This is a genomic window from Sphingomonas hengshuiensis, from assembly GCF_000935025.1.
GTDB classification, from domain to species: Bacteria; Pseudomonadota; Alphaproteobacteria; order Sphingomonadales; family Sphingomonadaceae; genus Sphingomonas; species Sphingomonas hengshuiensis.
Window position 1 is genome coordinate 4635001 of sequence record NZ_CP010836.1, and the last position, 24416, is coordinate 4659416.

The following is a 24416-nucleotide window of genomic DNA, read 5'->3' on the forward strand; positions in this document are numbered from 1 at the left end:
ACAGTTTGGAAAAGCTGACCATAGCGGGTGACAGTCCCGTATGCGAAAGTGATGTGTCAGGACTTGAGTAGGGCGGGACACGTGTAATCCTGTCTGAACATAGGGGGACCACCCTCTAAGCCTAAATACTCGTATGCGACCGATAGTGAACTAGTACCGTGAGGGAAAGGTGAAAAGCACCCCGATGAGGGGAGTGAAACAGTACCTGAAACGGATTGCCTACAAGCAGTGGGAGCCTCTTTATGGGGTGACCGCGTACCTCTTGCATAATGGGTCTGTGACTTAATGTTTCAAGCAAGCTTAAGCCGATAGGTGTAGGCGCAGCGAAAGCGAGTCTGAATAGGGCGACTTAGTTTGAAGTATTAGACCCGAAACCCGGCGATCTAGGCATGACCAGGATGAAGGTGCGGTAACACGCACTGGAGGTCCGAACCGATTAACGTTGAAAAGTTACCGGATGAGTTGTGTTTAGGGGTGAAAGGCCAATCAAGCCGGGAAATAGCTGGTTCTCCGCGAAAACTATTGAGGTAGTGCCTCGAGCGAATACCGTAGGGGGTAGAGCACTGGATGGGCTAGGGGGTCGCGAGATCTACCAAACCTAACCAAACTCCGAATACCTATGAGTACTACTCGGGAGACAGACGGCGGGTGCTAAGGTCCGTCGTCAAAAGGGAAACAGCCCTGACCTACAGCTAAGGTCCCCAAGTCGTGTCTAAGTGGGAAAGCATGTGGGAATCCCAAAACAACCAGGAGGTTGGCTTAGAAGCAGCCATCCTTTAAAGAAAGCGTAACAGCTCACTGGTCTAATTAAGGGTTCCTGCGGCGAAGATGTAACGGGGCTCAAGACACGCACCGAAGCTTAGGGTGTGATCGTTTACGATCACGCGGTAGCGGAGCGTTCCGTAAGCCTGTGAAGCGGTCTGGTAATGGCCCGTGGAGGTATCGGAAGTGCGAATGCAGACATGAGTAGCGATAAAAAGGGTGAGATGCCCTTTCGCCGAAAGACCAAGGGTTCCTGCGCAAGGCTAATCCGCGCAGGGTGAGCCGGCCCCTAAGACGAGCCCGAAGGGGGTAGTCGATGGGAACCACGTTAATATTCGTGGGCCTGGTGGTGTGTGACGGATCCCGTGTGTTGTACGTCCTTATTGGATTGGACGTGCTTCGAAGGGGTCCCAGGAAATAGCCCCACCGTATAGACCGTACCCGAAACCGACACAGGTGGTCAGGTAGAGTATACCAAGGCGCTTGAGAGAAGTGTCCTGAAGGAACTCGGCAAATTGCCTCCGTACCTTCGGAAGAAGGAGGCCCTCACTGAGCGCAAGCTTTTTGAGGGGGCACAGGCCAGGGGGTAGCGACTGTTTAGCAAAAACACAGGGCTCTGCTAAGTCGGCTTCAAGACGACGTATAGGGCCTGACGCCTGCCCGGTGCCTGAAGGTTAAGTGGAGGGGTGCAAGCTCCGAAATGAAGCCCAGGTAAACGGCGGCCGTAACTATAACGGTCCTAAGGTAGCGAAATTCCTTGTCGGGTAAGTTCCGACCTGCACGAATGGCGTAACGACTTCCCCACTGTCTCCAGGACATGCTCAGCGAAATTGAATTCTCCGTGAAGATGCGGAGTACCCGCGGTTAGACGGAAAGACCCCGTGCACCTTTACTGCAGCTTCAGAGTGGCATTAGGAAAGAACTGTGTAGAATAGGTGGGAGGCTTTGAAGCATGGGCGCCAGCCCGTGTGGAGCCACAATGTGAAATACCACCCTGTTGTTTTCTGATGTCTAACCACGCACCGTTATCCGGTGCTGGGACCCTCTGTGGCGGGTAGTTTGACTGGGGCGGTCGCCTCCTAAAGAGTAACGGAGGCGCGCGAAGGTTGGCTCAGGCCGGTTGGAAACCGGCTGTTAGAGTGCAATGGCATAAGCCAGCCTGACTGCGAGACTGACAAGTCGAGCAGAGACGAAAGTCGGTCATAGTGATCCGGTGGTCCCTCGTGGAAGGGCCATCGCTCAACGGATAAAAGGTACGCCGGGGATAACAGGCTGATAACCCCCAAGAGCTCATATCGACGGGGTTGTTTGGCACCTCGATGTCGGCTCATCACATCCTGGGGCTGGAGCAGGTCCCAAGGGTTTGGCTGTTCGCCAATTAAAGTGGTACGTGAGCTGGGTTCAGAACGTCGCGAGACAGTTTGGTCCCTATCTGCCGTGGGCGTCGAAATTTGAGAGGAGTTGACCCTAGTACGAGAGGACCGGGTTGAACATACCTCTGGTGTACCTGTCGTTCCGCCAGGAGCGCAGCAGGGTAGCTATGTATGGACGGGATAACCGCTGAAAGCATCTAAGCGGGAAGCCTCCCTCGAGATAAGATTTCATAGGACGGTCGGAGACCACGACCTTGATAGATCGGATGTGGAAGTGCAGTAATGCATGGAGCTAACCGATACTAATTGTCCTATTCGCGCTTGATGAGTCCCACCATCAACGACAGCCCTGGGCTGATCGTTGTGGATGATGATCCTCACCTTCGCTTGTTACACACCGTGCACGGTATCGATTTGAAACCCCCCTTTGCGCCTCACCCGCTTCATTGCTTGGTGACCATAGCGTCTGTGCCCCACCCGATCCCATCCCGAACTCGGCCGTGAAACCAGTCTGCGCCGATGGTACTATCGCTTAAGCGATGGAAGAGTAGGTCGTCGCCAGGCATTGAAGCCGGTGAAGCGCAAAGCAGGAGGTCCTGGTACCCACCAAGAACCCATTCACAACGCCAAAACCCAACGCTCCCGACGGCGCAACACGCTCCCCGGAAGCACCAAGGCAGGCACAAAACCTGCCGTGTCGCGGGGTGGAGCAGCCCGGTAGCTCGTCAGGCTCATAACCTGAAGGTCACAGGTTCAAATCCTGTCCCCGCAACCAACATACAACAGCCCCCTCGGTACCAACCGCTGGGGGCTTTCTTGCGTCCGCGGCCTCCGCTAATTTGCGCCCAGCGCAACGAACTGCGCCCATCCGGCGGATTGATGCAACGCTAGGTAAGAGCGATCCTCTGGCTGCGTACCCCGACAGCGATGACATGTCGGAGACGCCCGCAGGCAGGCACTAGCATCCATAGGCCATTCAAGGGGGTCCCCATGCGTCGTCCGAGTCGTTGTGCGTCATCGTTGTCAGTCACGGCCGTCGCCTCCGCGATCGCGCTCACCGCACTGCCCGCTTCCGCGCAGCAAGCACCGGCTTCGCCGGATTCGGAGGCCGCCGCCAACACGTCCGACACCGACGCGACAGGAGGCGAGATCGTCGTAACTGCGTCCAAGCGAGTCGCCACCACGGTGCAGGACACGCCGATCTCGGTCCAGGCGCTTAGCGGCGCCGACCTCAAGGAGCGCGGCGCGATCGATTTCGCGGATTTTTATCGCAGCGTTCCCGGCATCTCGGTCCAGGACGAGGGCCCCGGCGACAAGCGCTATGTGATCCGCGGCATCAATTCGACCGGCGCCGGTACCGTCGGGCTCTATCTCGATGAAGTCGTCATCACCGGCGAGAACGCGCAGGACGGCTCGGGCCAGGCGCCCGACATCAAGCTGTTCGACATCGACCGAGTCGAAGTGCTGCGCGGGCCGCAGGGCACGACCTTCGGCGCGAGTTCGATGGCGGGCACGATCCGCTACATCACCGCCAAGCCCAAGCTCGACGAATGGACCGGCTATGTCCAATCCGCGCTGCGCTCCACGCGCGGCGCCGATCTGGGGCTCCAGACTGACGGGGCGATCAATATCCCGGTCGTGTCCGGCGTGTTCGCGCTGCGGGCGTCGGGCTTTTACGCCGATCTGCCGGGCTATATCGATAACCGGGTCCAGGACGGCGCCAATGCCGAGAAGAGCAAGGCGGCGCGGCTTCAGGCGCGGCTCCAGATCACGCCCGATCTGACGCTGGACGGGATGGCGATGTACCAGAAGGTGCATCAGGACGCGAAAAACTTCTTCAACCGAGTCGATTTTGCCGGCCAGCCGCTTACCGGCGCGCGCTACCAGCAGGCGGACGTCGCGCGGGCGCCCTATGACGACGAGAGCGAAATCTACAATGCCACGCTGACCTATGTGCAGCCCTTCGGTACGATCACCGCCACCGGCTCGCGCATCGTGCGCGACACGGACTTCAACCGCGATGCGTCGCTTGCCGCGCAAGCCTATTTCGCGCTGCCCTTTGCGACCACCGGTCGTTCGCTGCTGAACCAGGTCAAGCACCGCAAGGTCGACAGCGGCGAACTCCGCTTCGCATCGGACTTTGGCGGGCCGTTCCAGATCCTCGCTGGTGCCTTCTTCCAGAACGAGAACCGGTTCTACCGCAGTTCCTGGCCGACCGTGAACGCACAGGGCGTCGTGGACTCCGCCTCGCGCTTGCTGCTCGATCGCACCGTGGCGACCGAGATCAAGGAAAAGGCGCTGTTCGGCGAGGTCAGCTATGCCTTTATTCCCAGCCTCACCCTGACGGTCGGAGCGCGGCTGTTCGACTTCGACCTGGAACAGCGCGCCGTTGCCATCGTCGCGGCGGGCGGCGGCAAGGGCGCGGGCGCCGGGCCGCTGCTGACGACCAGCGATAACGGCTTGATCGGCCGCTTCAATCTCGCCTGGAAAGTCAACGAGCAGGTAAACGCCTATGTCCAGGTCGCGCAGGGTTACCGCGCGGGCGGCACCAACGATCAGACCGCGGCCCAGCTTGCCAACGTCACCATCCCCGACGGCTATGGCTCGGACTCGCTGTGGAACTACGAAGTCGGCCTGAAGACCGCCCTGCTCGACCGGCGGCTGTATCTGAACGGCGCGCTCTATTATATCGACTGGTCCGATATCCAAGTCACCGACCAGGCGACCGCGGGCACGGTGTCGTTCCCGTACACGGGCAATGGCGGCAAGGCATCGGTGAAGGGCGCGGAGCTGACGCTGGACGCGCGACCGATCCATGGGGTTCAGCTCAATGCGGGACTGAACTACAGCCTTGCCGAGCTTCGCGAGGATAATCCCGTCCCGTCCACCGGCCGCTCGGGCGACCGCGTTCCCTATGTCCCTAAATGGACGGGTTCCGCGGGCGCATCGTATAGCACCGTGATCGGCAATAGCGGGCTGCAAGGGACGATTGGCGCGGATGCGAGCTATCAGGGGTCGATGGCGACGAAGTTCAATTCAAGCATTGCGAATTACCGCCGCCTGGGCGCCTATTGGCTGGTCGGGCTGCGCGCGGGGGTCAGCGAGGGGCCGTGGTCGGTCAATCTCAACGTCACCAATTTGTTCGATGACAACACGCCGATCAACTACAATGAAATCGTCCCCGGCGTGTATCCCGACGGCTATTATATCAACCGGCCGCGGACCTTCAGCCTCTCCGGCCTTGTGCGGTTCTGATCGGGACAGTTGACGCAATGCCCTTGAACCCCCGCTCCGCTATTTTGCGCCGCCGCCGCCGCCGCGGCCCTGGCGTCCGCGCCGTCGAGGTCGCCGCCTCGATCGCGTTCGCCATCGCCGCGCCGGCGGCCGGCCAGGAGCGGGACCATCCCTGGGCCGATCCGACCAGGCCCGCCGAAGAGCGCGCGCGCCTGGTCGTGGCGGCAATGACCCCTGACGAGAAGCTCGCGCTGCTCCAGGGGGATACCGTCCTTGACGAAAATGGCACGGGGGTGAACCCCTGTGTCGGCCATATCAGCGCGATCCCCCGCCTCGGCCTGCCGGCACTGTGCATGGGCGATGGCCCGGCGGGGGTCGGCAACGGGCTGGACAAGGTCACGCAGTTCCCGGCCCCGATCATGGGCGCGGCGAGTTGGAACGTCGAATTGATGGCGCGCTATGGCGCAGCACTGGGCGCAGAGCACGCGGCCAAGGGGCGCAACGTCGTGCTCGCGCCGACCATCAACATCATCCGGACGCCCAAATGGGGCCGTACTGCAGAGAGCCTGAGCGAAGACCCCTATCTGACTGCGGTTCTCGGCAGTGCGATCACGCGGGGCATTCAGAGCAATGGCGTGATCGCGACTCCCAAGCATTTTGCGGCCAACAATCAGGAATGGCTGCGGCTTGGCGACGCGCCGGACTATGCGGCGATCGACGCGCATGTCTCGCCGCGCGCGCTGCACGAAATCTATTTTCCCGCTTTCGAGTCCGTCGTGAAGACTGCGGGCGCCGGCTCGATCATGTGCGCCTATAATCGCGTGAACGGGCGCTATGCCTGCGAGAATCCCGAACTGCTGGGCACGCTGCGCGGGTGGGGCTTTGACGGCTTCGTCGTAGCGGACTGGTATTTCGCGCATCGCAGCACGGTGGCGTCGGTCAAGGCCGGGCTCGACATATCGATGCCGGGCGGCCCGAGCCCGTTCGGCTTCGCCGAATTCTATGGTCCGCCGCTCAAGCAGGCGCTCGCGCGCGGCGACGTTGCGCCCGCCGATATCGATGCAATGGTGACGCGGATCGTGACGCCGATGTTCCGGCTCGGGCTGGTCGATCGACCGGTCCGGGGAAGCAGCGACGCCGATGCGCGCAGCCCTGAGCATCTCGCTTTGTCAGAGGCGATCACCGAGCAGGGGACGGTGCTCCTCCGCAACGAGAATGCGGTGCTTCCGCTGGCGCCGTCGCTTCGGTCAATCGCGGTGATCGGCGACGATGCCGGCGCAAATGTTCAGACCACCGAGCGCTATGGCGGGTTCGTCAAGAACGACGTGGTCAGGCCCGGCGCGCCGCTGGACGCGATCCGGGCGGCGCTGCCCGCGACGACGCAGATCCGCTACGCGCGGGGAACGCTCGGTATCGGGGCGCTGCCGGCGGTTCCGGCGGCGGCGTTCCGCGATCTCAAGGCGACCTATTACGCGACGCCCGACTTGAGCGGCGCGCCCGTCGCCACCCGGGCCGAGGCGATGATCGACGCCGCCGAGGCGGGTATCCCGGGTCTGCCGAAAATCTGGTCCGCCCGGTGGGAGGGCACGATCGTGCCGCCGCGCGCCGGCCGCTACCGTTTCTCGCTGACCGGCGGCGGCGAGATCCGGCTGGTGGTGGACGGGCGACCGGTCGCGGTCATGCCCAAGCATAGCTTCCGCCTGGTGAGCCATGGCATTGTCGATCTCGCCGCGGGCAAGCCGGTGACGGTCCGCGTCGACTATTCGAACGCCGCGACAATCTCGCCGCCCGAATTGCGGCTTGGCTGGGAGGTGCCCGACACGCGCCTGATCGACGAAGCGGTGGCGGCTGCGCGGGCGAGCGACGTTGCGGTGGTGTTCGTGTCGGATCATGTGTCGGAGGGCGCAGACCGCACCGACCTGCGCCTGCCCGGCGACCAGGACGCGCTGATCGAGGCGGTGGCTGCGGCCAATCCGCGTACCGTCGTGGTGCTGCACACGGTAGGTCCCGTCCTGATGCCCTGGCGCGACAAGGTGTCGGGCATCCTCGCGGCATGGTATCCGGGGGAGCAGGCGGCGGAGTCGATCGCGGCGCTGCTCGTCGGGCGCGCCAATCCCTCGGGCAAGCTGCCGGTTACCTTTCCCGCCGACGAGGAAAATGGGCCGACCGATGCGGTGGAACGCTATCCCGGCATCGGTACCGACGTGCGCTACGATGAGGACATCTTCGTCGGATATCGCTGGTATGACAGCAAGCGCGTGAAGCCGCTCTACCCGTTCGGGTTTGGCCTGTCCTATACGCGGTTCGGCTATGAGGGGCTGACCGTGTCGGCGCGGCCCGAGGGCGGCTGGGCCGTGCGCGCGACCGTGCGCAACACTGGGGCCCGCGACGGAGCCGAGGTGGCGCAGCTCTATATCGGCATGCCGAAGGGGAGCGGCGCCCCGCCGCGCCAGCTGAAGGGCTTCGCGCGCGTCGCGCTCAAGGCGGGCGAAGCGCAATCGGTCGAGTTCACGCTGACCGATCGCGATCTGTCGTTCTGGGATACGGCTTCGAATGGATGGAAGCGCCCCGCCGGACGCTTCAGCATCGCCGTCGGCCCGAGTTCGCGCGATCTGCCGCTCAAGGCGAGCCTCGACGTTCCGGCGCGCTGACTGCATGCCCGTCGCGGCGGCCAAGCCGGTTTGACAGCGGGCGCCGACTCGCCTCTGGTGCGCCACGCATGAAAAAGCTCATCCTCGCGCTCGCCGCTCTGCTCCTCGTCGCCGTAGCTGCGTGGTTCCTGTTCTTCCGGACGCCCGCAGCCGCGGTGCCGGTCTATGGCCTGACGGTCGTCTCCAGCCATCCGCACGACCCGCAGGCCTTTACCGAGGGGCTCTTCTATCGCGACGGCGTGCTGTACGAGAGCACCGGCGAAGTCGGGACCTCGGGCATCCGCAAGGTCAATCCGCAAACTGGCGCGGTGATCGCCGAGGAGCAATTGCCCGCCCCCTATTTCGGCGAAGGCGTGGTTGCGTGGAAGGACCGGCTGTTCCAGGTCACCTGGAAGGACAAAGCGGGTTTCATCTACAAGGCGGACGATCTGAGCCCGCTCGGCAGCTTCACCTATGCGGGCGAAGGCTGGGGGCTGACGCATAACGACAAGGCGCTGATCCTGAGCGACGGCACCCCGACGCTGCGCTTCCTCGATCCCGAGACCCAGGCCGTGGTCTCGACGCTGACCGTCACCGCCAATGGCTGTCCGGTGCGCCAGCTCAACGAGCTGGAATGGGTGGATGGCGAGATCTGGGCGAACATCTGGCAGACCGACCTGATCGCGCGGATCGATCCGGCGACCGGCAAGGTCCGCAGCTTCGTCGATGTCGGCGCATTGGGACCGAAGCCGCGGGGTCAGGACAACGTCCCCAACGGGATCGCCTATGACGCCGCGGGCAAGCGGCTGTTCGTCACCGGCAAGCTGTGGCCGCAGCTCTATCAGGTGCAGCCGGGCACCGCGACGGTCGCGTCGCCGGCTGCGGAGGCGCTGACCAGCTGCACCCCCTGACGACTGCCGATTGACAGGGGTTCGGCGCGGTTTCAGGATCGCAATGACACCGGTTGCTCGATGCGGCACCAGACCGCCCGGTCAGGAAAGGAACGCCCGATGGCTGCACCAATATCGCCGTCACTGCGCGGCGGAGCCCGCACGTGATGGATCGGCGGACCGCGCTGATCGCCGGGCTCGCGGCGGCTGGCATGGGGGGCAAGGCCATGGCGCAGACATCCCCGCCCGCGACGGCGGCGCCGCGCCGTGCGCTCGCGGTGCCCGATCCGCAGGAGACTATCGACCTATGGCCGGGGACCGCGCCGGGCGCCCCCGCGACGCTCCCGACCGAAGTCACGACCGAACGCAGTACCGATCCTGCGTTCAATGACCGCTTCGTCCGCGGCATCGGCCGGCCGCGCATGGCGGTGTTTCGCCCGGCCCGCCCCAATGGCGCGGCGGTGCTGATCACCCCGGGCGGCGGCTATAGCTGGGTGGTGGTCGACAAGGAGGGATATGAACTCGCCCGGCTGCTCGCGGCGCAGGGGATCACTGCGTTCGTGCTTTTCTATCGCCTGCCGCATGAGGGCTGGGCGGCGGGGCCGGACACGCCGCTGTCCGACGCCCAGCGCGCGATGCGGCTGATCCGGCACCGCGCGGGGGGCTATGGCGTCGATCCGGGGCGAGTCTGCGCGATCGGCTTTTCCGCGGGCGGGCATCTCTGCGCCGATCTGCTGACGCGGTTTGCGGTTCAGGTCTATGCTCCGGTGGATGCCGCCGATGCGCAGCCGGCGCGGCCCGATGCGGCGGCGCCGATCTATCCGGTGGTGTCGATGTCTGCTCCCGTCGCGCACCCGGGATCGCGGCGCAATCTGGTCGGCGAGGATGCGAGCCCGGCGCGCGAGGCGGCGCATTCGCCCGACCGCAACGTGCCCGCCAATGCCCCGCCCTGCTTCCTCCTCCACGCGGACGACGATCCGGCAGTCCCGGTCGAGAACACCCTGTTGCTCCGCGCCGCGTTGCGGGCGCGGGGCATCGCCGCCGAGACGCATCTCTTTCCGGACGGCGGCCATGGCTTTGGGCTACGACTGGCCAAGGGCAAAAGCGTCGAGCACTGGCCCGACCTGCTGCTCCCCTGGCTCAAGCGCGTCGCTATCCTGGCATGATGCCTGGCTAGACTCGTCTTCGGCATCGCCGAATCGGCCAGCTCTCCGCGCGCATCGTCCCGGCAGAGGCTCCGCGAACCGCCGGAAGTACACCGTCACATGAGGAGGTCCAACCCGGTTGATCAAGGGCCCAGCCCGCCTACATTGGCGCGATGGAACCCAAGTATCTCGGCCAATCTTCCGCACTGCCCGCTTCGCCCGAGGAAGCGGTGCTCGATTACGTACCCAATCCGCGTCCGGGCTCGCGCTATCTGGTGCGGTTCGCGGCGCCCGAATTCACGTCGCTATGCCCGATCACCGGCCAGCCCGATTTCGCGCATCTGGTGATCGATTACGTTCCGCGCGAGACGATCGTGGAATCCAAGGCGCTCAAACTGTTCCTCGGCTCGTTCCGCAACCATGGTGCCTTTCACGAGGATTGCACGGTCGGCATCGGCGAGCGGCTGTTCCGCGAAATGGCGCCCGAATGGCTGCGGATCGGCGGCTATTGGTATCCGCGCGGAGGCATCCCGATCGACGTGTTCTGGCAATCGGGAGAGCCGCCCAGCGGGGTTTGGATCCCGCCTCAGGATGTATCCGGATACCGGGGGCGCGGCTGAACGTCATATTAATGGCATCTTGCCAGACGCGTTGATGTTGCATCGCAACAATAATGCAACCATATTGAAAAGCGAGAGTTTGTAACGGGAAATCGGCATAGCGCCAAAACTTGCTGAGCACTCGCGAAAGGACAGGGCATCGAATATGAACGGTCCGGGCATCACGCATATCGCACTGATCGGCAACTTCTTGCCGCGGAAGTGCGGACTCGCGACCTACACGACCGACACGTATAACGCGCTGATCGCGCGGTATCCGGACCTGAAGGTCGACGTGTACGCGATGGACGATCATCCCGGGCTGTACGATTATCCCCCCGAAGTTACGCGTGCGATCCCCCAGCATGAGCGCTCGGCCTATCTGGACGCGGCGCGCGCGATCGAGGCCAGCGGCGCGCAGGCGCTTTGGGTCCAGCATGAATATGGCATCTATGGCGGCGCCGCGGGCGAGCATCTGATTGCGCTGCTCGATCGGCTGTCGATCCCGGTATTTGCGACGCTCCACACCGTATTGGAGCGCCCGAGCGCGGATGAGCGCCGTGTACTGGAGGCGTTGCTGCGCCGTTCCTCACGCGTCATTGTCATGGCCGAGCGCGGGCGCGACATTTTGAAGCGCGTGCACGGCGTCGACGATCGCAAGGTCGTGATGATCCCGCACGGCGTGCCCGACCGCCCGCTCGCCGATCCCGATGCGTTCAAGCCTGCCTTTGGCTGGGAGGGACGCGACGTCGTCCTCACCTTCGGCCTGCTCGCGCCGAACAAGGGCATCGAGACGATCATCGCGGCGATGCCCGAGGTGGTCGCCGCCGACCCCAGCGCGCTGTATGTCGTGCTGGGCGCGACGCACCCCAATCTGGTCGCGCACGAAGGTGAAGCCTATCGCGACCGGCTGAAGGCGCTGGCCGAGGAAAAGGGCGTTGCCGACCATGTCCGGTTCATCGACGCGTTCGTCGATTATGACGACCTGATCGATTACCTGCAGGCGGCGGACATCTATGCCACGCCCTATACCAACCCCGCGCAGATCACGTCGGGCACGCTGTCCTATGCCGTCGGCGTGGGCAAGGCCGTGATTTCCACCCCCTATGTCCATGCGACCGAGATCCTCGACCAGGGGCACGGCGTGATCGTCGATTTCGGCGACAGCGCCGCCTTTGCCCGAGAGATCGGTCGGCTGTTGTCCGACAAGCAGGCCCGCACCCAATTGTCCGCGCGCGCCTATGCCCGCGGTCGCACGATGACCTGGCCCCGGCTGGTGGAGAACGCTATGGCCGAACTCAAGACCGTTATCGCCACCAAGCCGCGACGTTTTGGCAAGACCAAGTCGCGCACCGAGCTCGCGACGCTCAAGCCCGACATTTCGGCGGTCGAGCGGATGAGCGACTCGACGGGCATGCTCCAGCATTCGATTTTCTCGGTGCCCGATCGGCGCCATGGCTATTGCATCGACGATAATGCCCGCGCGTTGATCCTGATGTGCAAGGTCGACGGCCTCGACGAGACCGTCCGAGACAAGTGGACGAGCATCTATGCGTCGTTCGTCCAATATGCGTGGAACCCCGACGAACGGCGCTTCCGCAACTTCATGAATTTCGATCGGACCTGGTGCGAGGACGTCGGCTCCGAGGATTCGAACGGTCGTGCGCTCTGGGCTTTGGGCGTCACGGCGCGCGATGCGCGGGCGCAGAAGCATCGCGATTGGGCGGCATCGATGTTCGACGTGACGGGCTCGATCGCGCTCGACCTGGGCAGCCCGCGGGCGCGCGCCTTCGCGATGCTGGGCGCGGCGGCGATGATCGAAGCGCATCCGGGCCATGCCCTGTCCGAGATGATCCTCGCCCGCTTCGGCAGCGAGCTGATCGCGTTGCTGGACGGCGCGCGTCGTCCCGAATGGCAGTGGTTCGAAATCGTACTGGCCTATGACAATGCCCGGCTGCCCGAGGCATTGCTTCGCGCCGGCCAGGCACTGGGCAACCAGACCTTCGTCAGTGTCGGGCTCGAGACGCTGGAATGGATCGTCGAGCGCCAGACCTCGCCCGAGGGGCGTTTCCGCGCGGTGGGCACCGAGAGTTTCGGACGCCCCTATGCCGAACCGCTCCAGTTCGACCAGCAGCCGCTGGAAGCGCAGGCGACCGTCGATGCGTGCGTCGCGGCGCTCGAGGTTACCCGCGAGCCGCGTTGGGGCGAAGAGGCAATGCGCGCCTATCGCTGGTATCTGGGGGCGAACGACCTCGAAATGCCGCTGGCCAGCGCGCACGATGGCGGGTGTTTCGACGGGTTGATGCCCCATGGCCTCAACCGCAACCAGGGCGCAGAGTCGATTTTGGCGCTCCAGCTGGCGAATTGTGCGATTTCGGCTCTTTCAAAGCCGGTCGAAAACGTGGCAGGACCGACACTCGCCGTTGCTTGAGGGGCATCAGCCCCAAGGGTGACCGGCTTATTGTCCCGGGGGTGCGGTGCTCGACCTGATAAATCATAGCCTGCGGCTGAAGGCAGATCCTTCGCGCGTGGTGGTCCGTCCGTTTCATATCGCCTGGACGTCGAACGGGAGCGGCCCCAGCCGTACCGAGAGGCTGGTGGCGGAAGTGCTGGCGATGACGCCCGCCGAGGCGCGGCTGCAGCTCGAGATCGTGCTCAAGGATTTCGAGGCGCGGCATTGGCAGACGCGGCGCGTGTTCATGACGCGCTACGACGAGATCGAGGGTCTGCTCGGGCTGGACGGGAGCCAGATCGGCGACGAGAAGCGCCAGCTGATCGGCGCCTATTTCTGCCACGAATACAGCTATGCCGCCGCCGCGCTGATGAACCCCAGCGCGGTGCCGCATTACGACCAGTCGGGGATGCCCAAGGGATCGCTGCGCATCCTGATGTCGCTGCGCGCGGTCGGCGAGGGGCATATCTCTTCGGTGGCGTTCCGCGAGGGGATCATCACCGACGGCCACGACCTTGCGCTGGCGCCCGAGCCCCCCTTCGCCACCGCCGCCGATGCGCGCGAGGCCGAGGAGGACAAGATGCCCGAGGGGCCGGTGACGGTGTATCGCCATCGCGACTCGACTCTGTCGGGCACGGTGATCTTTCCGATCACCAAGGCGCAGTCCAACGGGCTGGAGGATCTGCGCATCTGCCATTTCCACCATGACGACGGCGCCGAGGAGTGGATCGGGACCTATACCGCCTATAACGGATCGGTGATCCAGTCCGAGTTGCTGCGCACCCGCGACTGGCGCAGCTTCGACATGGTGCCGATGACCGGCAGCGCGGCGCGCAACAAGGGCATGGCGCTGTTCCCGCGCAAGGTTGGCGGGCGGTACATGATGCTGGGGCGCCAGGATGGCGAGAATATCTTCCTCCACACGTCCGACACGCTGACCCATTGGGAGGGCGGCGACTTGTTGATGACGCCCAAATATCCCTGGGAGCTCGTCCAGATGGGCAATTGCGGGCCGCCGATCGAAGTCGACGAAGGCTGGCTGGTGCTCACCCACGGCGTTGGCGCGATGCGCAAATATTCGATCGGCGCGGCGCTGCTCGACAAGGACGACCCGTCCAAGGTGCTCGCCCGGTCGCGCGAGCCATTGCTTGCCGCCGCGGACCAGGACCGCGAGGGCTATGTGCCCAATGTCGTCTATACCTGCGGCGCGATCCGGCATGGCGACACGTTGTTTATCCCGTACGGCGTCGCCGACAGTTCGGTCGCGTTCGCCTTTGTGCCGATCACCACGCTTCTGAACCAGATGGCTTGAGAGCGATCCCCCGTCATCGATAGGTGGCGGGGGTCTCGATCTCGGGCTCGGCCAGCGGCGTCGGCGGGGTCGCGCGGACCATGCGGCGCGTGACCGTATAGAGCAGCGCGATCAGCCCCGCGAACAGCAGCGGCGCGATCCACAGCGCCACGCCCTCGAACCCTTCGCCCATCACCGCCAGCGGTGCGTCGTTCGGCGGCACCGGCGACGCGCGGTTGGCCCAGGCGAGGATGCCGGCAAACGCCACCCCGAACAGGCTTTCGCCCACGATCAGCCCGGTCGCCGCGAGCACGCCCATCCGCTGCGCGAAATCGGGGTTGGCGGTCCGCTTTGCCCAGCGCTCATAGACATGGCCGATCACGGCGCCGATCGGGATGAGCAGGGTCAGCGCCATCGGCAGATAGATGCCCATCCCCACCGCGAGCGGCGGCAGCCGCATCTTGCCCGTCCGGCCCAACAGCTCGTCGAGCACGATCACCGCGACGCCGATGGCGGCGCCCAGCCCGACCAGGCCCCAGTCGAGGTCGCCGCCCAGCACGCCCTTGGCGATCGACGAGATCAGCGCGGCCTGGGGCGCCGACAGCGCGTTCGGCCCGGCGCCCGGCATGCCGACAAAGCCCAGCGTATTCTGGAGCAAATCGAGCACCAGCGGGATGACCAGCGACCCGAAGACCACGCCGAGGATCAGCGCAAGCTGTTGCTTCCACGGCGTCGCGCCGACCAGCTGGCCGGTCTTGAGGTCCTGGAGATTGTCGTTCGAGATCGTCGCGATCGAAAAGATGATCGCGGTGGTGAACAGCGCATAGGCGATCAGCGCGTTGGTCCGCGCCGGATCAGCGCTGTGCCCGAAGATCGCGACGAGCAGCAGCGACGCACCGAGCACCGCGAGGATGCCGACTCCCGACACCGGCGAATTCGACGCGCCGATCAGCCCGGCCATGTACCCGCATACCGCCGCGATCAGCACCCCGACGACGAGGATATAGCCCAGGGTCCCGCCGATCACCGCCAGCGGCGCCTCCTGCACCGGGCCGCCCGCCGAGAAGCTCCACAACAGCCACGCGATCGGCGCGAGCGTCAGCAGCACCACGCCGCCGACGATGCCGATCGGCATGTCGCGCTCGGTCAGGTCGAGTACCGACCCGCCCGACCGCGCCTTCGACGCTGCCAGCGCCGAGCGCAGCCCGGCGACGATCGGCCCGACGATACGCAGCAGCGACCACAGGGCCGCGACTCCGATCGTCCCCGCACCGACGAAGCGCACCTGCCCGCGAAACGCGCCGCCGACCACGGCGTCGACGCCCGCGGCAAAGTCGGCGCCCGCGGTGAACCAGGGCACCAGCACCACCCAGGCGATCAGCATCCCCAGGAACATCGCCGCGCCGACCGACAGGCCGACGAGATGGCCGACGCCGATCAGCAGCATTGAATAGCTGCCCGATACGCCGCTGGCGCTGCCGCCGATGCGGAAATTCTTCGCCGCCTCGCCCGCGGTCAGCTTCATCGCGGCGAGCAGGCCATAGCCGGCGGAGACCAACGCGCCGAGCAGGATCACGCGCAGCCCGCGGGCATTCTCCAGGTCGCCCGCCGCCGAGCTGGACCCGACCTTGAGCACTTCGGCGGCGGCGACGCCCTCCGGATAGGGCAGGTCCGATCCGGTGACGAGCGCGCGGCGCAGCGGCACCGAGAACATCACGCCGAGCACCCCGCCCGCGACGCACACCGCGACCGTGGTCCAATAGGGGAAGCCGCTCCACCAGCCGACCATGATGAGGCCGGGCAGGACGAACACGATCGCGGCAAGCGTCCCCGCCGCCGACGCGACCGTCTGGACGATATTGTTCTCGAGGATGCTGGCGTTGCGGAAGAAGCGCAGGATCGCCATCGACATCACCGCCGCCGGGATCGAGGTGGCGAAGGTCAGCCCGACCTTGAGCCCCGCATAGACGTTTGCCGCCGTGAACAGGACGGTGATCAGCCCGCCGAGCAGGATGCCACGGACAGTGAGTTCGGCGAGGGGACGGGCGGGGGCAGTGGCCATTCAGGCGGCTCCGGAAGTGCTAAGTTTACGAAGTTTAGGCGTGTGCGGGGCACGTGGCGCGTCGCCGTCGCGCGGGAGGCGCGTCGGTGTCGCGTCGGTCCGGGGACCAGGGGGATGGGGTGCGCGCATCGGCTGGAATGGTGGCAGGATGCGGCGATGTAGGACAGCGGTTTTTTGGGGCGGGCGGGGCTTCAGTCCTGTTGGGGCGCCTGCCCGACCCAGAGCTTGCTGACCAAAATCCATGCCGCCACGGTGAGCGGCCCGCCGAGCAGCACGCCGATCACGCCGAACAGTCCGCCGAACAGGAACAGCGCGAACAAGGTCACCGCAGGCGGGATCGACACGGCGAAGCGCATGACGAGCGGCGCCATCGCATTGCCCTCAATCTGTTGCCACACCACGAAGAAGCCGATCGTCCACAGAAAGGGCCCGACCCCGGCGGTGAGCGCGATCAGCACCGCGGGTACTGCGCCGAGGAACGGGCCGACCAGCGGAATGAATTCGAACAGCCCGGCGATGATCGCCAGCGCGAGCGCGGAGGGCACGCCGATCAGCGACAGGCCGATGAACACCGCGATCCCGGTCGCGGCCATCGAGATTAATTGCCCCAGCAGCCAGTTGCGCAGCCCCTGCGCGGTTTCGCGGGTGGCGTCGGCGACCGGGGCACGCGCCCGATCGGGCAACAGCTTCAGCGCGCCGCGATGATACATGCGCGGGCTGATCGCCAGATAGATGCCGCCGAGCACCGCCAGCACCAGCCCCGACAGCGCCGTCGTGACGAGCCCGATCGACGTCTGCGCGATCGACGCGACGGTCGCGCCATTGGGGGAAATGCCGTCGAGGGCGCCTTGTACGCGATCCTCGCCGACCCATTCGACGAAACGCTCCCACGCCGCGGGCAGCAAGGTCGACAGGTCCGAAAGCTGCTTGGTCAATTCGTGCCCGAACAATGCACCGACGCCGCCCAGCACGAGCACGATCAGCAGCCCGCCCAGCGCGAGCGCGACACCGCGCCCGATCGGCAACAGCCAGCACAGGCCATCGGCGGCGGCATGGAGGATCACCGCGACGAGGATCGCGGCGAACACCAGCAGCAGCACGTCGTGCATGCGCCATACCAGCAGCGCGCCTGCCAAAAGCGCGATGGCGACAAGTACCCGAGTGGCGAAGCCGCCGAGATCGCGGGTGCGGGCGGGATCTTCGCTCACGCGGCGCGCCGTACGAGCCAGATCGTGTCGCCGGCATCGTCGACGACGAAGATCGCGCCGTCGCCGCGCGTCTGGATGCTGACCGGACGGCCATAGACCTCGCCCTTCTTCGCATCGGCGATAAAGCCGGTCAGGAAGGGCTGGGGCGCGCCCGCGGGGCTGCCATCGGCGAAGGGCACCGCGAGCACGTCATACCCTGCGAACCGCGATCGATTCCACGATCCGTGGCGCGCGACATAGGCGATCTGGGCGTTTGCGGGCCTGTCCTTGGCAAAGGCCAGGCCGAGGGCGGCGGCATGCGCGCCCACCGCCACGTCGGGGAGCAGCGTAGTTGCCAGCAGATCGCGGCGTTGATTGGCGTGACGGGGGTCCTGCTTGCCATAATAGCTGTAGGGCCAGCCATAAAAGCCGCCCGCGCGCACGCCGACCAGATAATCGGGGGCGATGTCGTCGCCAAACTCGTCGCGTTCGTTGACGGCGGTCCACAACACCCCGGTGCCCGGCGCGAAATCCATGCCGACCGGGTTGCGCAGCCCGCTGGCGTAGAGGCGCTCGCGCCCGCTGGGCAAATCGATGGCGAGGATCGCGGCGCGGCGCCGTTCCTCCTCCATGCCATGTTCGCCGACATTGGAGGCGGAGCCGACCGAGACGTACAAAGTCTTGCCGTCCGCCGAGAGCAGCAGGTTGCGCGTCCAGTGATTATTATAGCCGCCGGCGGGGAGCGTCACCAGCGGGCGGGGGGCGCCGTCGATCCGGGTCTGGCCGAGACGATAGGCAAAGCTGACCACGCCATCGGTATTGGCGACATAGAGCCGCCCGCCCTGCCACGCCATGCCGAACGGCTGGTTGAGCCCTTCGCGCAGGACGAAACGCTGTTCGGCGACGCCGTCGCCATCGGCGTCGCGCAGCAGCGTGATGCGATTGGCGCTGTAGCCACTGGTTCGGGACAGCGCCTGGCCGCGCGCGACTTCGGGATCGGCATCCAGCTTGGGCTTGGTGCGGGCCTCGCTGACCAGCATGTCGCCATTGGGCAGGAGCAGCGCCTGTCGGGGATAGTCGAGCCCGCCGGCATAGCGAGTTACGCGATAGCCCGACGGCGCGGTCGGGGTGCGGCCCGCGGGCCAGCCGATCGTCACCGGATGGTTGACCACCGACGGCGTGGCATAGGGTTCGGCCTGGGCGACGGGCACGCGGCCCACTTCCTGCGCGACGGCGGCGCCGGGGAGCGCGACCAGCGCGGCGGACAGGAGGGCGATCTTCATGCAGGGCTCCGGATTAGTGTCGTGTCGCTGAGGCGGTGCCGGGCCGGCGCCTGCCTCGCTCGGGTTCGCTGAACCAGGTTCAAGCGTCCCATGATCAAACCCCGCAGGCGGCGTGCGGTGCCATAAGCGGCGAATTTTGGTGGGATCGGGCGCGCCTTCATTCGAGGGCTATCGAATATGGAGCGGGGGGCGCTTTCCCCACTTCCGTCATGCTGAACTTGTTTCAGCATCCATGGCGCAACAAGCAACAGAAATGCATGCTGAGGGTTGGATGCTGAAACAAGTTCAGCATGACGGCGGTAATTGGGGGCATACGCATCCAAATGCGATTGCCCTGCTCTCCCAAGGGGAGAGGGGCGCTATCAATGCCTTACTCCAGCACCCGCCGCGACAGCGCCGCGCAATCCGCATCGCCCGGGCGGGGGCCGTCCTTGCCGGTGATGGCGCGGCCCAGGCCCTTCAGGACATTGCCGATCGACTTGGTTTCCTCGGGCACGGTGACCTGCGGGCTGCTGATCGTGCCGTGGACGGTGGCCGATCCGGGGAGGCGGATCGCGCCGCTGGTCTTGGGCGCGCCGGTGAAGGTGAAGGCGATCGTCTCCTGCGGGAAGCGGACATTGCCGGTGCCGCGCGCCTGGCTGCGCGTGGTGTCGATCAGCAGCGGATCGGCGCTGCCGACGCCGCTGCGCAGGCTCAGCCCGAGCGCCATGCAGCGCAGCCCGGCGCGCTCGTCCTCATTGGCGAGCAGCGCGCCGGCGACATCGAACCCCATCATCGCCGCGAGCTTTTGCGGGAGCGAGCCGTCGCGCGCGATCAGGCCGATGCGCCCGCTGCCATTGGCGACTGCCTCGCGGATCGTGTTGCCGCGCCCGGTGAGGGTGACGCGACCGTCGAGGCGGCCGTCGATCGTGCCGTCATTGGCGAGCGCGTCGATGCTGCTGTCGGCGAGCCGCAGGTTGAGCGTGACGTTGGGCATGTCGGCGCCGTGGCGCTGGTCGACGCGCATCGCGCCGCTGAGCGTGCCGCGCGCGAGATCGATGCGCAACCCGGTGAGCGTCAGCAACTGGCGGTCGATCGCGAGCGTGCCGCGCAGGCCGCGGATCGCCTTGCCGGTCTCCCCGGCGAAGCTGTGGATGCGCAGGTCGATGCTGCCGTCGGTCTTGTCGATCTTGGCGATGTTGATCCGGGTATTGGGAACGACGCGCGGGCCGATTTCGCGGCGGAGCGCGGCGGCCTTTGCCTTGCCCTCGTCCGAGGCGAGGTCGTCGAACGCGAAATTGCGCGCGTCGACGGCGCCGTCTAGCCGGGTGCGCCCCTCGCGCTTCACGACGCGGACGCGGCCCTCGATCCGCGAGGCGCCGATCGTGCCGGTCAGCCCGGTAAGGTCCCAGTCGTCGCCGTCACGGCGGGCCTGCGCCTTGAGCGCGACCGATTGCGTGCCGAACAGCCCCGCCTCGACGATCGCGTCGATCAGCTTGAGGTCGTCGGCGCGGGTGTCGATCGCGAGCGTCATGTGGCGCGTGTCGAGCGGGCGGTCCATCGTGCCGCGCGCGGCGAAGCGCAGCGCGGGGCCGTCGATCAGCGCCTCGAACGGCCAGGGCTTGCCCTGGCCGGTGCCGATCGCGGGGGCGCTGGCAGTGACGCGGACGGGGGTGTCGCGGACGGTTCCGGTGCCGGCGATGCGCAGGCCGTTCGTGGCATCGGAGGTCAGCGCGACGCGGAAGCGGCGTTTGCGCTTGTCGTCGCGATAATCGACGGTGACGTCGCGCAGCGTGAGGTTGCGCAGTCCTGTCAGCCCGCCGCCCCCGCCTTCGCCCGGAGCCTTGCGCGTCCAGTTGCGGTTGCCCTGCGCATCGCGGACCAGCGCGAGCCGCACCCCCGACGCATCGATCGCGAGCGGGCGGAATTTCCCACGCAGCACTGCCCAGGCGGAGAAGGTGACGCGGGTCTCGGCGATGCGCGCGAGGGCGTCGCCGGGGACACCCTGCGGCTGGGGGACGGTGACGTCGCGGATGCGGACAGTGGGCGTGAAGGAGAAGGCGTCGGTCCGCTCTACGCTGGCGATCGTCACCGGGCGCCCGACGCTGTCGCCGAGCCGGCGCGCGATCGTCTCGCGGAACACGCCCCAGGGGAAGGCGGCGAGCGCGACGAGGAGCAGCGCGAGGATAAGGGCGACGACGCCGAGCGCGATCGCGAGGCGGCGGGGCAGGGCCAAAGAGCGGATCGGCATCGAGGGGGGACGCGCCGGACGCGATTTCGTTCCGGCTGCGATGCGGTTCAGCCGCGGAACAGCCCGCCGAGCATGCCCCGCACCAGCCCGCCGATCACGCTGGCGCCGACTCCCGATTTGCGCCCGAACACTGCCTTCGAGACTTCGGCGGCGACCGCGCGGCCCGCGGCGGAGGAGGCCGAGCGGGTCGCGGATTTGATCGCGCGGTTCCACGGATCGGCGGCGGCGGCGCGTTCGGCTTCGCGCCGGGCGCGGGCTTCGTCGCGGGCGAGGCGGGCATCCTCCTTTGCCTGCGCGGCGGCGGCCTTTTCGGCGTCGGTGCTTGCCTTGGCCTGGGCAGCGGCGGCGGCGGCCTGGCCTGCCTTGGCGGCGAGGAGTTCCTCGGCCGATTCGCGGTCGACTGCGGTGTCGTAGCGGTCGGCGACGGCATCGGTCTGGATCAGCACGCGGCGCTCGTCCGCCACGATCGGGCCGACGCGCGAGCGGGGTGGCTTGATCAGGGTGCGCTCGACCGGGGAGGGGGCGCCGTCGTCCTGGAGCAGCGAGACGAGCGCCTCGCCGACCTTGAGCTCGGTGATCGCGGTGGCGACGTCGACGCCGGGATTGGCGCGGAAGGTGTCGGCGGCGGCGCGGATCGCGCGCTCCTCGCGCGGAGTGAAGGCGCGCAGGGCGTGCTGGATGCGGTTGCCGAGCTGGCCGGCAATGTCCTCGGGGATGTCGATCGGGTTTTGCGTCACGAAATAAACGCCGACGCCCTTGGAGCGGATCAGGCGGACGACCTGTTCGATCTTGTCGAGCAGCGCCGCGGGGGCCTCGTCGAACAGCAGGTGCGCCTCGTCGAAGAAGAAGACGAGCACCGGCTTGTCGGGGTCGCCGATTTCGGGGAGCGTCTCGAACAGTTCGGACAACAGCCAGAGCAGGAAGCTGGCATAGAGGCGCGGGGACGCCATCAGCCGGTCGGCGGCGAGGATGTTGACGACGCCGCGCCCGCTATCGTCATGCGCGATGAAATCGGCGATCTCGAGCGCGGGTTCGCCGAAGAAATGCTCGGCACCCTGGCTGCGCAGCTGGAGCAGCGCGCGCTGGATCGCGCCGACGCTGGCCTTGCTGACATTGCCATAGGTGGTGGTGAGTTCGTCGGCGCGCGCGGCGCAATAGGCCAGCATCGCCTGGAGATCGTCGAGGTCGAGGAGCAGTAGCCCCTCCTTGTCGGCGACGTGGAAGGCGATGGTGAGCAGCCCCTCCTGCACCTCGTTCAGCCCCATCAGCCGGGCGAGCAGCAGCGGCCCCAGTTCGGAGATGGTGGTGCGGATCGGGTGGCCCTGCTCGCCGAACAGGTCCCAGAGCTGGACCGGCGATTCGCCGTAGCGCCATTCGGTGTCGCCGATGGCGGCGGCGCGCTCGGCGAAGGTTGCGTGGAGCTTCGACGCGGGGGAGCCGGCCATCGCGACGCCGGCGAGGTCGCCCTTCACGTCGGCGAGGAACACGGGGACCCCGGCGGCGGAGAAGCCCTCGGCCAGCCCCTGGAGCGTCACGGTCTTGCCGGTGCCGGTGGCGCCCGCGATCAGCCCGTGGCGATTGGCGCGGCGCAGGACCAGTTCCTGCCGCCGATCGCCCGCCGACCCAATGAAAATGCCCGTCTCGCCCGCCATCCCGCTCTCCTTGTCAGAGGCGGAATAGGGGAGAAACGGGCATTGGTCAGCCCAGGATTAACCGAACTTACTTGCCGATCTGGACCGGCACGAACTGGCCGATGTTGCGGCGCTGGACGTAGAGCAGGACCTGGTTGCGGCCCGCCGCCTTCGATGCGGCGACGATCCGCGCGACGTCCGCCGAGGTGGCGACCGGCGTGCGGTTTACCGAGACGATCAGGTCGCCGCGCTTCAGCCCCTTGCCCGCCGCATCGCTGGCGGCGTCGACGCCGAGCACGACGACGCCCTTGGCCGTGGGATCGACGCCGATGCTGCGCGCGATCTGTTCGTTGAGCGGGGTGACGGCGATGCCGAGCGCGGCCGCGCCCATCGTTTCGGAATCGGGGCTGGTCGGGCCGCTATCGTCGTCCTCGGGATCGAACTGCGCCAGCGTTTCCTCGGGCGGGCGGGTGCCGACGGTGACGGTGATCACCTGCTGCTTGCCGTCGCGGATGACGGTGAGCGGCAGGCGGGTGCCCGGCGCGACATTGGCGACGAGGAAGCTCAGCGTCTGGTCCGGCGTCACGTCCTGATTGCCGACGCGGATGATGACGTCGCCCTGCTTGATCCCGGCCTTTTCCGCGGCCTCGCCCGGCTCGACGCGCGAGACCAACGTGCCGCGGTCGCGGGGGATGCCCAGCGCTTCGGCGATATCGCGCGTCAGATCCTGCATGCCCACGCCGAGATAGCCGCGCGTGATCTTTCCGCCCTTCATCAGCGTGTCGATGATCGGCTTGGCCTGCTCCGCCGGGATTGCGAAGCCGATGCCGACATTGCCGCCGGTGGGCGACAGAATCTGCGAGTTGATGCCGATCACGGCGCCCTCGAGATCGAACATCGGGCCGCCCGAATTGCCGCGATTGATCGAGGCATCGGTCTGGATGAAGCGATCATAGGCGCCGCCGCCGGTGACGCGGTGCGTCGCCGAGATGATGCCGGCGGTGACGGTGCCGCCCAGCCCGAACGGGTTGCCGATCGCGACAATCCAGTCGCCGACGCGCGCCTGGCGCGAATCGCCGAACTTGACGAAGGGCAGGTTGGCGCCTTCGATCTTGAGCACCGCAAGGTCCGACGCCGGATCGCGACCGATCAGCTTCGCCGTGAATTCGCGGCGATCGGGCAGCGTCACGCGGATCGATTCGACGACGGCGCCGCGCTGGCCCGCCGAGATGACGTGGCTGTTGGTGACGACATAGCCGTCCGCCGAGATGATGAAGCCCGAGCCGAGCGATTCGGCCTCGCGCGTCACCGGGGCGCCGCCCTGTTGCCCGCCGAACATTTCGAAGGGCGTGCCCGCGAACGGATTGGTGTTCACCTGGACGCGCTGCGTGGTCGAGATGTTGACCACTGCCGGCTGGAGCTTTGCCACCATGTCGGCGAAGCTCATCGGCGCGCCGGCCTTTGGCGCCGCTGCCTGGATCGCGCCGGGCTCGTTCTGCGCGGTCTGCGCGCCCGCGGGCTGGTTCAGCGTCATCGCGGCGGCGGCGCCACTCAGGGCAAGGGCAGTGGTAATAGCGTAAGCGTAACGCACGGGTGTGTATCCTCTCAAAGGACGAGAAAGCGTTCGGCGGTGTTTCTTGCGCCGAG

13 protein-coding genes, 1 tRNA gene and 2 rRNA genes (1 of these 16 running past the window's edge) are annotated in these 24416 nt (G+C 66.3%); 10 read left to right on the plus strand and 6 right to left on the minus strand.

The genetic code is table 11. From position 1 onward, the window contains the following. The 10 genes from TS85_RS21205 to TS85_RS21250 all read left to right on the plus strand — a co-directional run. Positions 1-2461 (plus strand): 23S ribosomal RNA (locus TS85_RS21205); it begins 338 nt to the left of the window's first position. A gap of 123 nt (positions 2462-2584) precedes the next feature. After that, positions 2585-2699 (plus strand): 5S ribosomal RNA (rrf, locus tag TS85_RS21210). 134 nt (positions 2700-2833) lie between these two features. Beyond that, positions 2834-2910: transfer RNA gene (locus TS85_RS21215), tRNA-Met, on the plus strand. A gap of 245 nt (positions 2911-3155) precedes the next feature. Further along, positions 3156-5390 carry a TonB-dependent receptor gene (locus TS85_RS21220; RefSeq protein ID WP_044334871.1) on the plus strand — a complete coding sequence of 745 codons (2235 nt, stop codon included), beginning with the start codon at positions 3156-3158 and terminating at the stop codon, positions 5388-5390. A 17-nt stretch (positions 5391-5407) separates the two neighbouring features. Further along, positions 5408-8020 (plus strand): glycoside hydrolase family 3 C-terminal domain-containing protein, encoded by a 2613-nt coding sequence (locus TS85_RS21225; RefSeq protein ID WP_077228742.1) that lies wholly within the window; start codon positions 5408-5410, stop codon positions 8018-8020. A gap of 68 nt (positions 8021-8088) precedes the next feature. Then, positions 8089-8910 carry a glutaminyl-peptide cyclotransferase gene (locus tag TS85_RS21230; RefSeq protein WP_044334873.1) on the plus strand — a complete coding sequence of 274 codons (822 nt, stop codon included), beginning with the start codon at positions 8089-8091 and terminating at the stop codon, positions 8908-8910. 146 nt (positions 8911-9056) lie between these two features. Beyond that, positions 9057-10055 (plus strand): alpha/beta hydrolase, encoded by a 999-nt coding sequence (locus TS85_RS21235; RefSeq protein WP_044334875.1) that lies wholly within the window; start codon positions 9057-9059, stop codon positions 10053-10055. A gap of 152 nt (positions 10056-10207) precedes the next feature. Then, positions 10208-10654 carry a preQ(1) synthase gene (gene queF, locus TS85_RS21240; protein WP_044334877.1) on the plus strand — a complete coding sequence of 149 codons (447 nt, stop codon included), beginning with the start codon at positions 10208-10210 and terminating at the stop codon, positions 10652-10654. 145 nt (positions 10655-10799) lie between these two features. Beyond that, complete coding sequence (locus TS85_RS21245) at positions 10800-13064, plus strand: glycosyltransferase family 4 protein (protein WP_044334878.1); 2265 nt, start codon at positions 10800-10802, stop codon at positions 13062-13064. A gap of 46 nt (positions 13065-13110) precedes the next feature. After that, positions 13111-14397, plus strand: coding sequence for a glycoside hydrolase family 130 protein (locus TS85_RS21250; protein ID WP_044334879.1), 1287 nt, complete (start codon positions 13111-13113; stop codon positions 14395-14397). Positions 14398-14410: 13 nt separating this feature from the next. On the opposite strand, the gene TS85_RS21255 is transcribed toward TS85_RS21250, so the two are convergent. The 6 genes from TS85_RS21255 to TS85_RS21280 all read right to left on the minus strand — a co-directional run bounded on the left by TS85_RS21255 (position 14411) and on the right by TS85_RS21280 (position 24360). Next, positions 14411-16438, minus strand: a complete 2028-nt coding sequence (locus TS85_RS21255; RefSeq protein WP_044334881.1) for an OPT family oligopeptide transporter — start codon at positions 16436-16438, stop codon at positions 14411-14413. Positions 16439-16629: 191 nt separating this feature from the next. Beyond that, positions 16630-17646, minus strand: coding sequence for an AI-2E family transporter (locus tag TS85_RS21260; protein ID WP_052508048.1), 1017 nt, complete (start codon positions 17644-17646; stop codon positions 16630-16632). After that, positions 17643-18908: a PQQ-dependent sugar dehydrogenase gene (locus TS85_RS21265; RefSeq protein ID WP_044334883.1), complete on the minus strand. Its 1266-nt coding sequence runs from the start codon at positions 18906-18908 to the stop codon at positions 17643-17645. Before TS85_RS21265 ends, TS85_RS21260 begins: the two co-directional genes overlap by 4 nt. Positions 18909-19278: 370 nt before the next feature. Further along, on the minus strand, positions 19279-21138 hold the full coding sequence (locus TS85_RS21270) for an AsmA family protein (RefSeq protein WP_044334885.1): 1860 nt from the start codon (positions 21136-21138) through the stop codon (positions 19279-19281). A gap of 47 nt (positions 21139-21185) precedes the next feature. Continuing rightward, entirely contained in the window at positions 21186-22790 is a 1605-nt protein-coding gene (locus TS85_RS21275) for a helicase HerA-like domain-containing protein (protein WP_044334887.1), read from the minus strand. 67 nt (positions 22791-22857) lie between these two features. After that, the gene (locus tag TS85_RS21280) at positions 22858-24360 is read right to left on the minus strand and encodes a Do family serine endopeptidase (protein ID WP_044334889.1); all 1503 of its coding nucleotides are present in this window, start codon (positions 24358-24360) and stop codon (positions 22858-22860) included. Positions 24361-24416 lie beyond the last annotated feature (56 nt).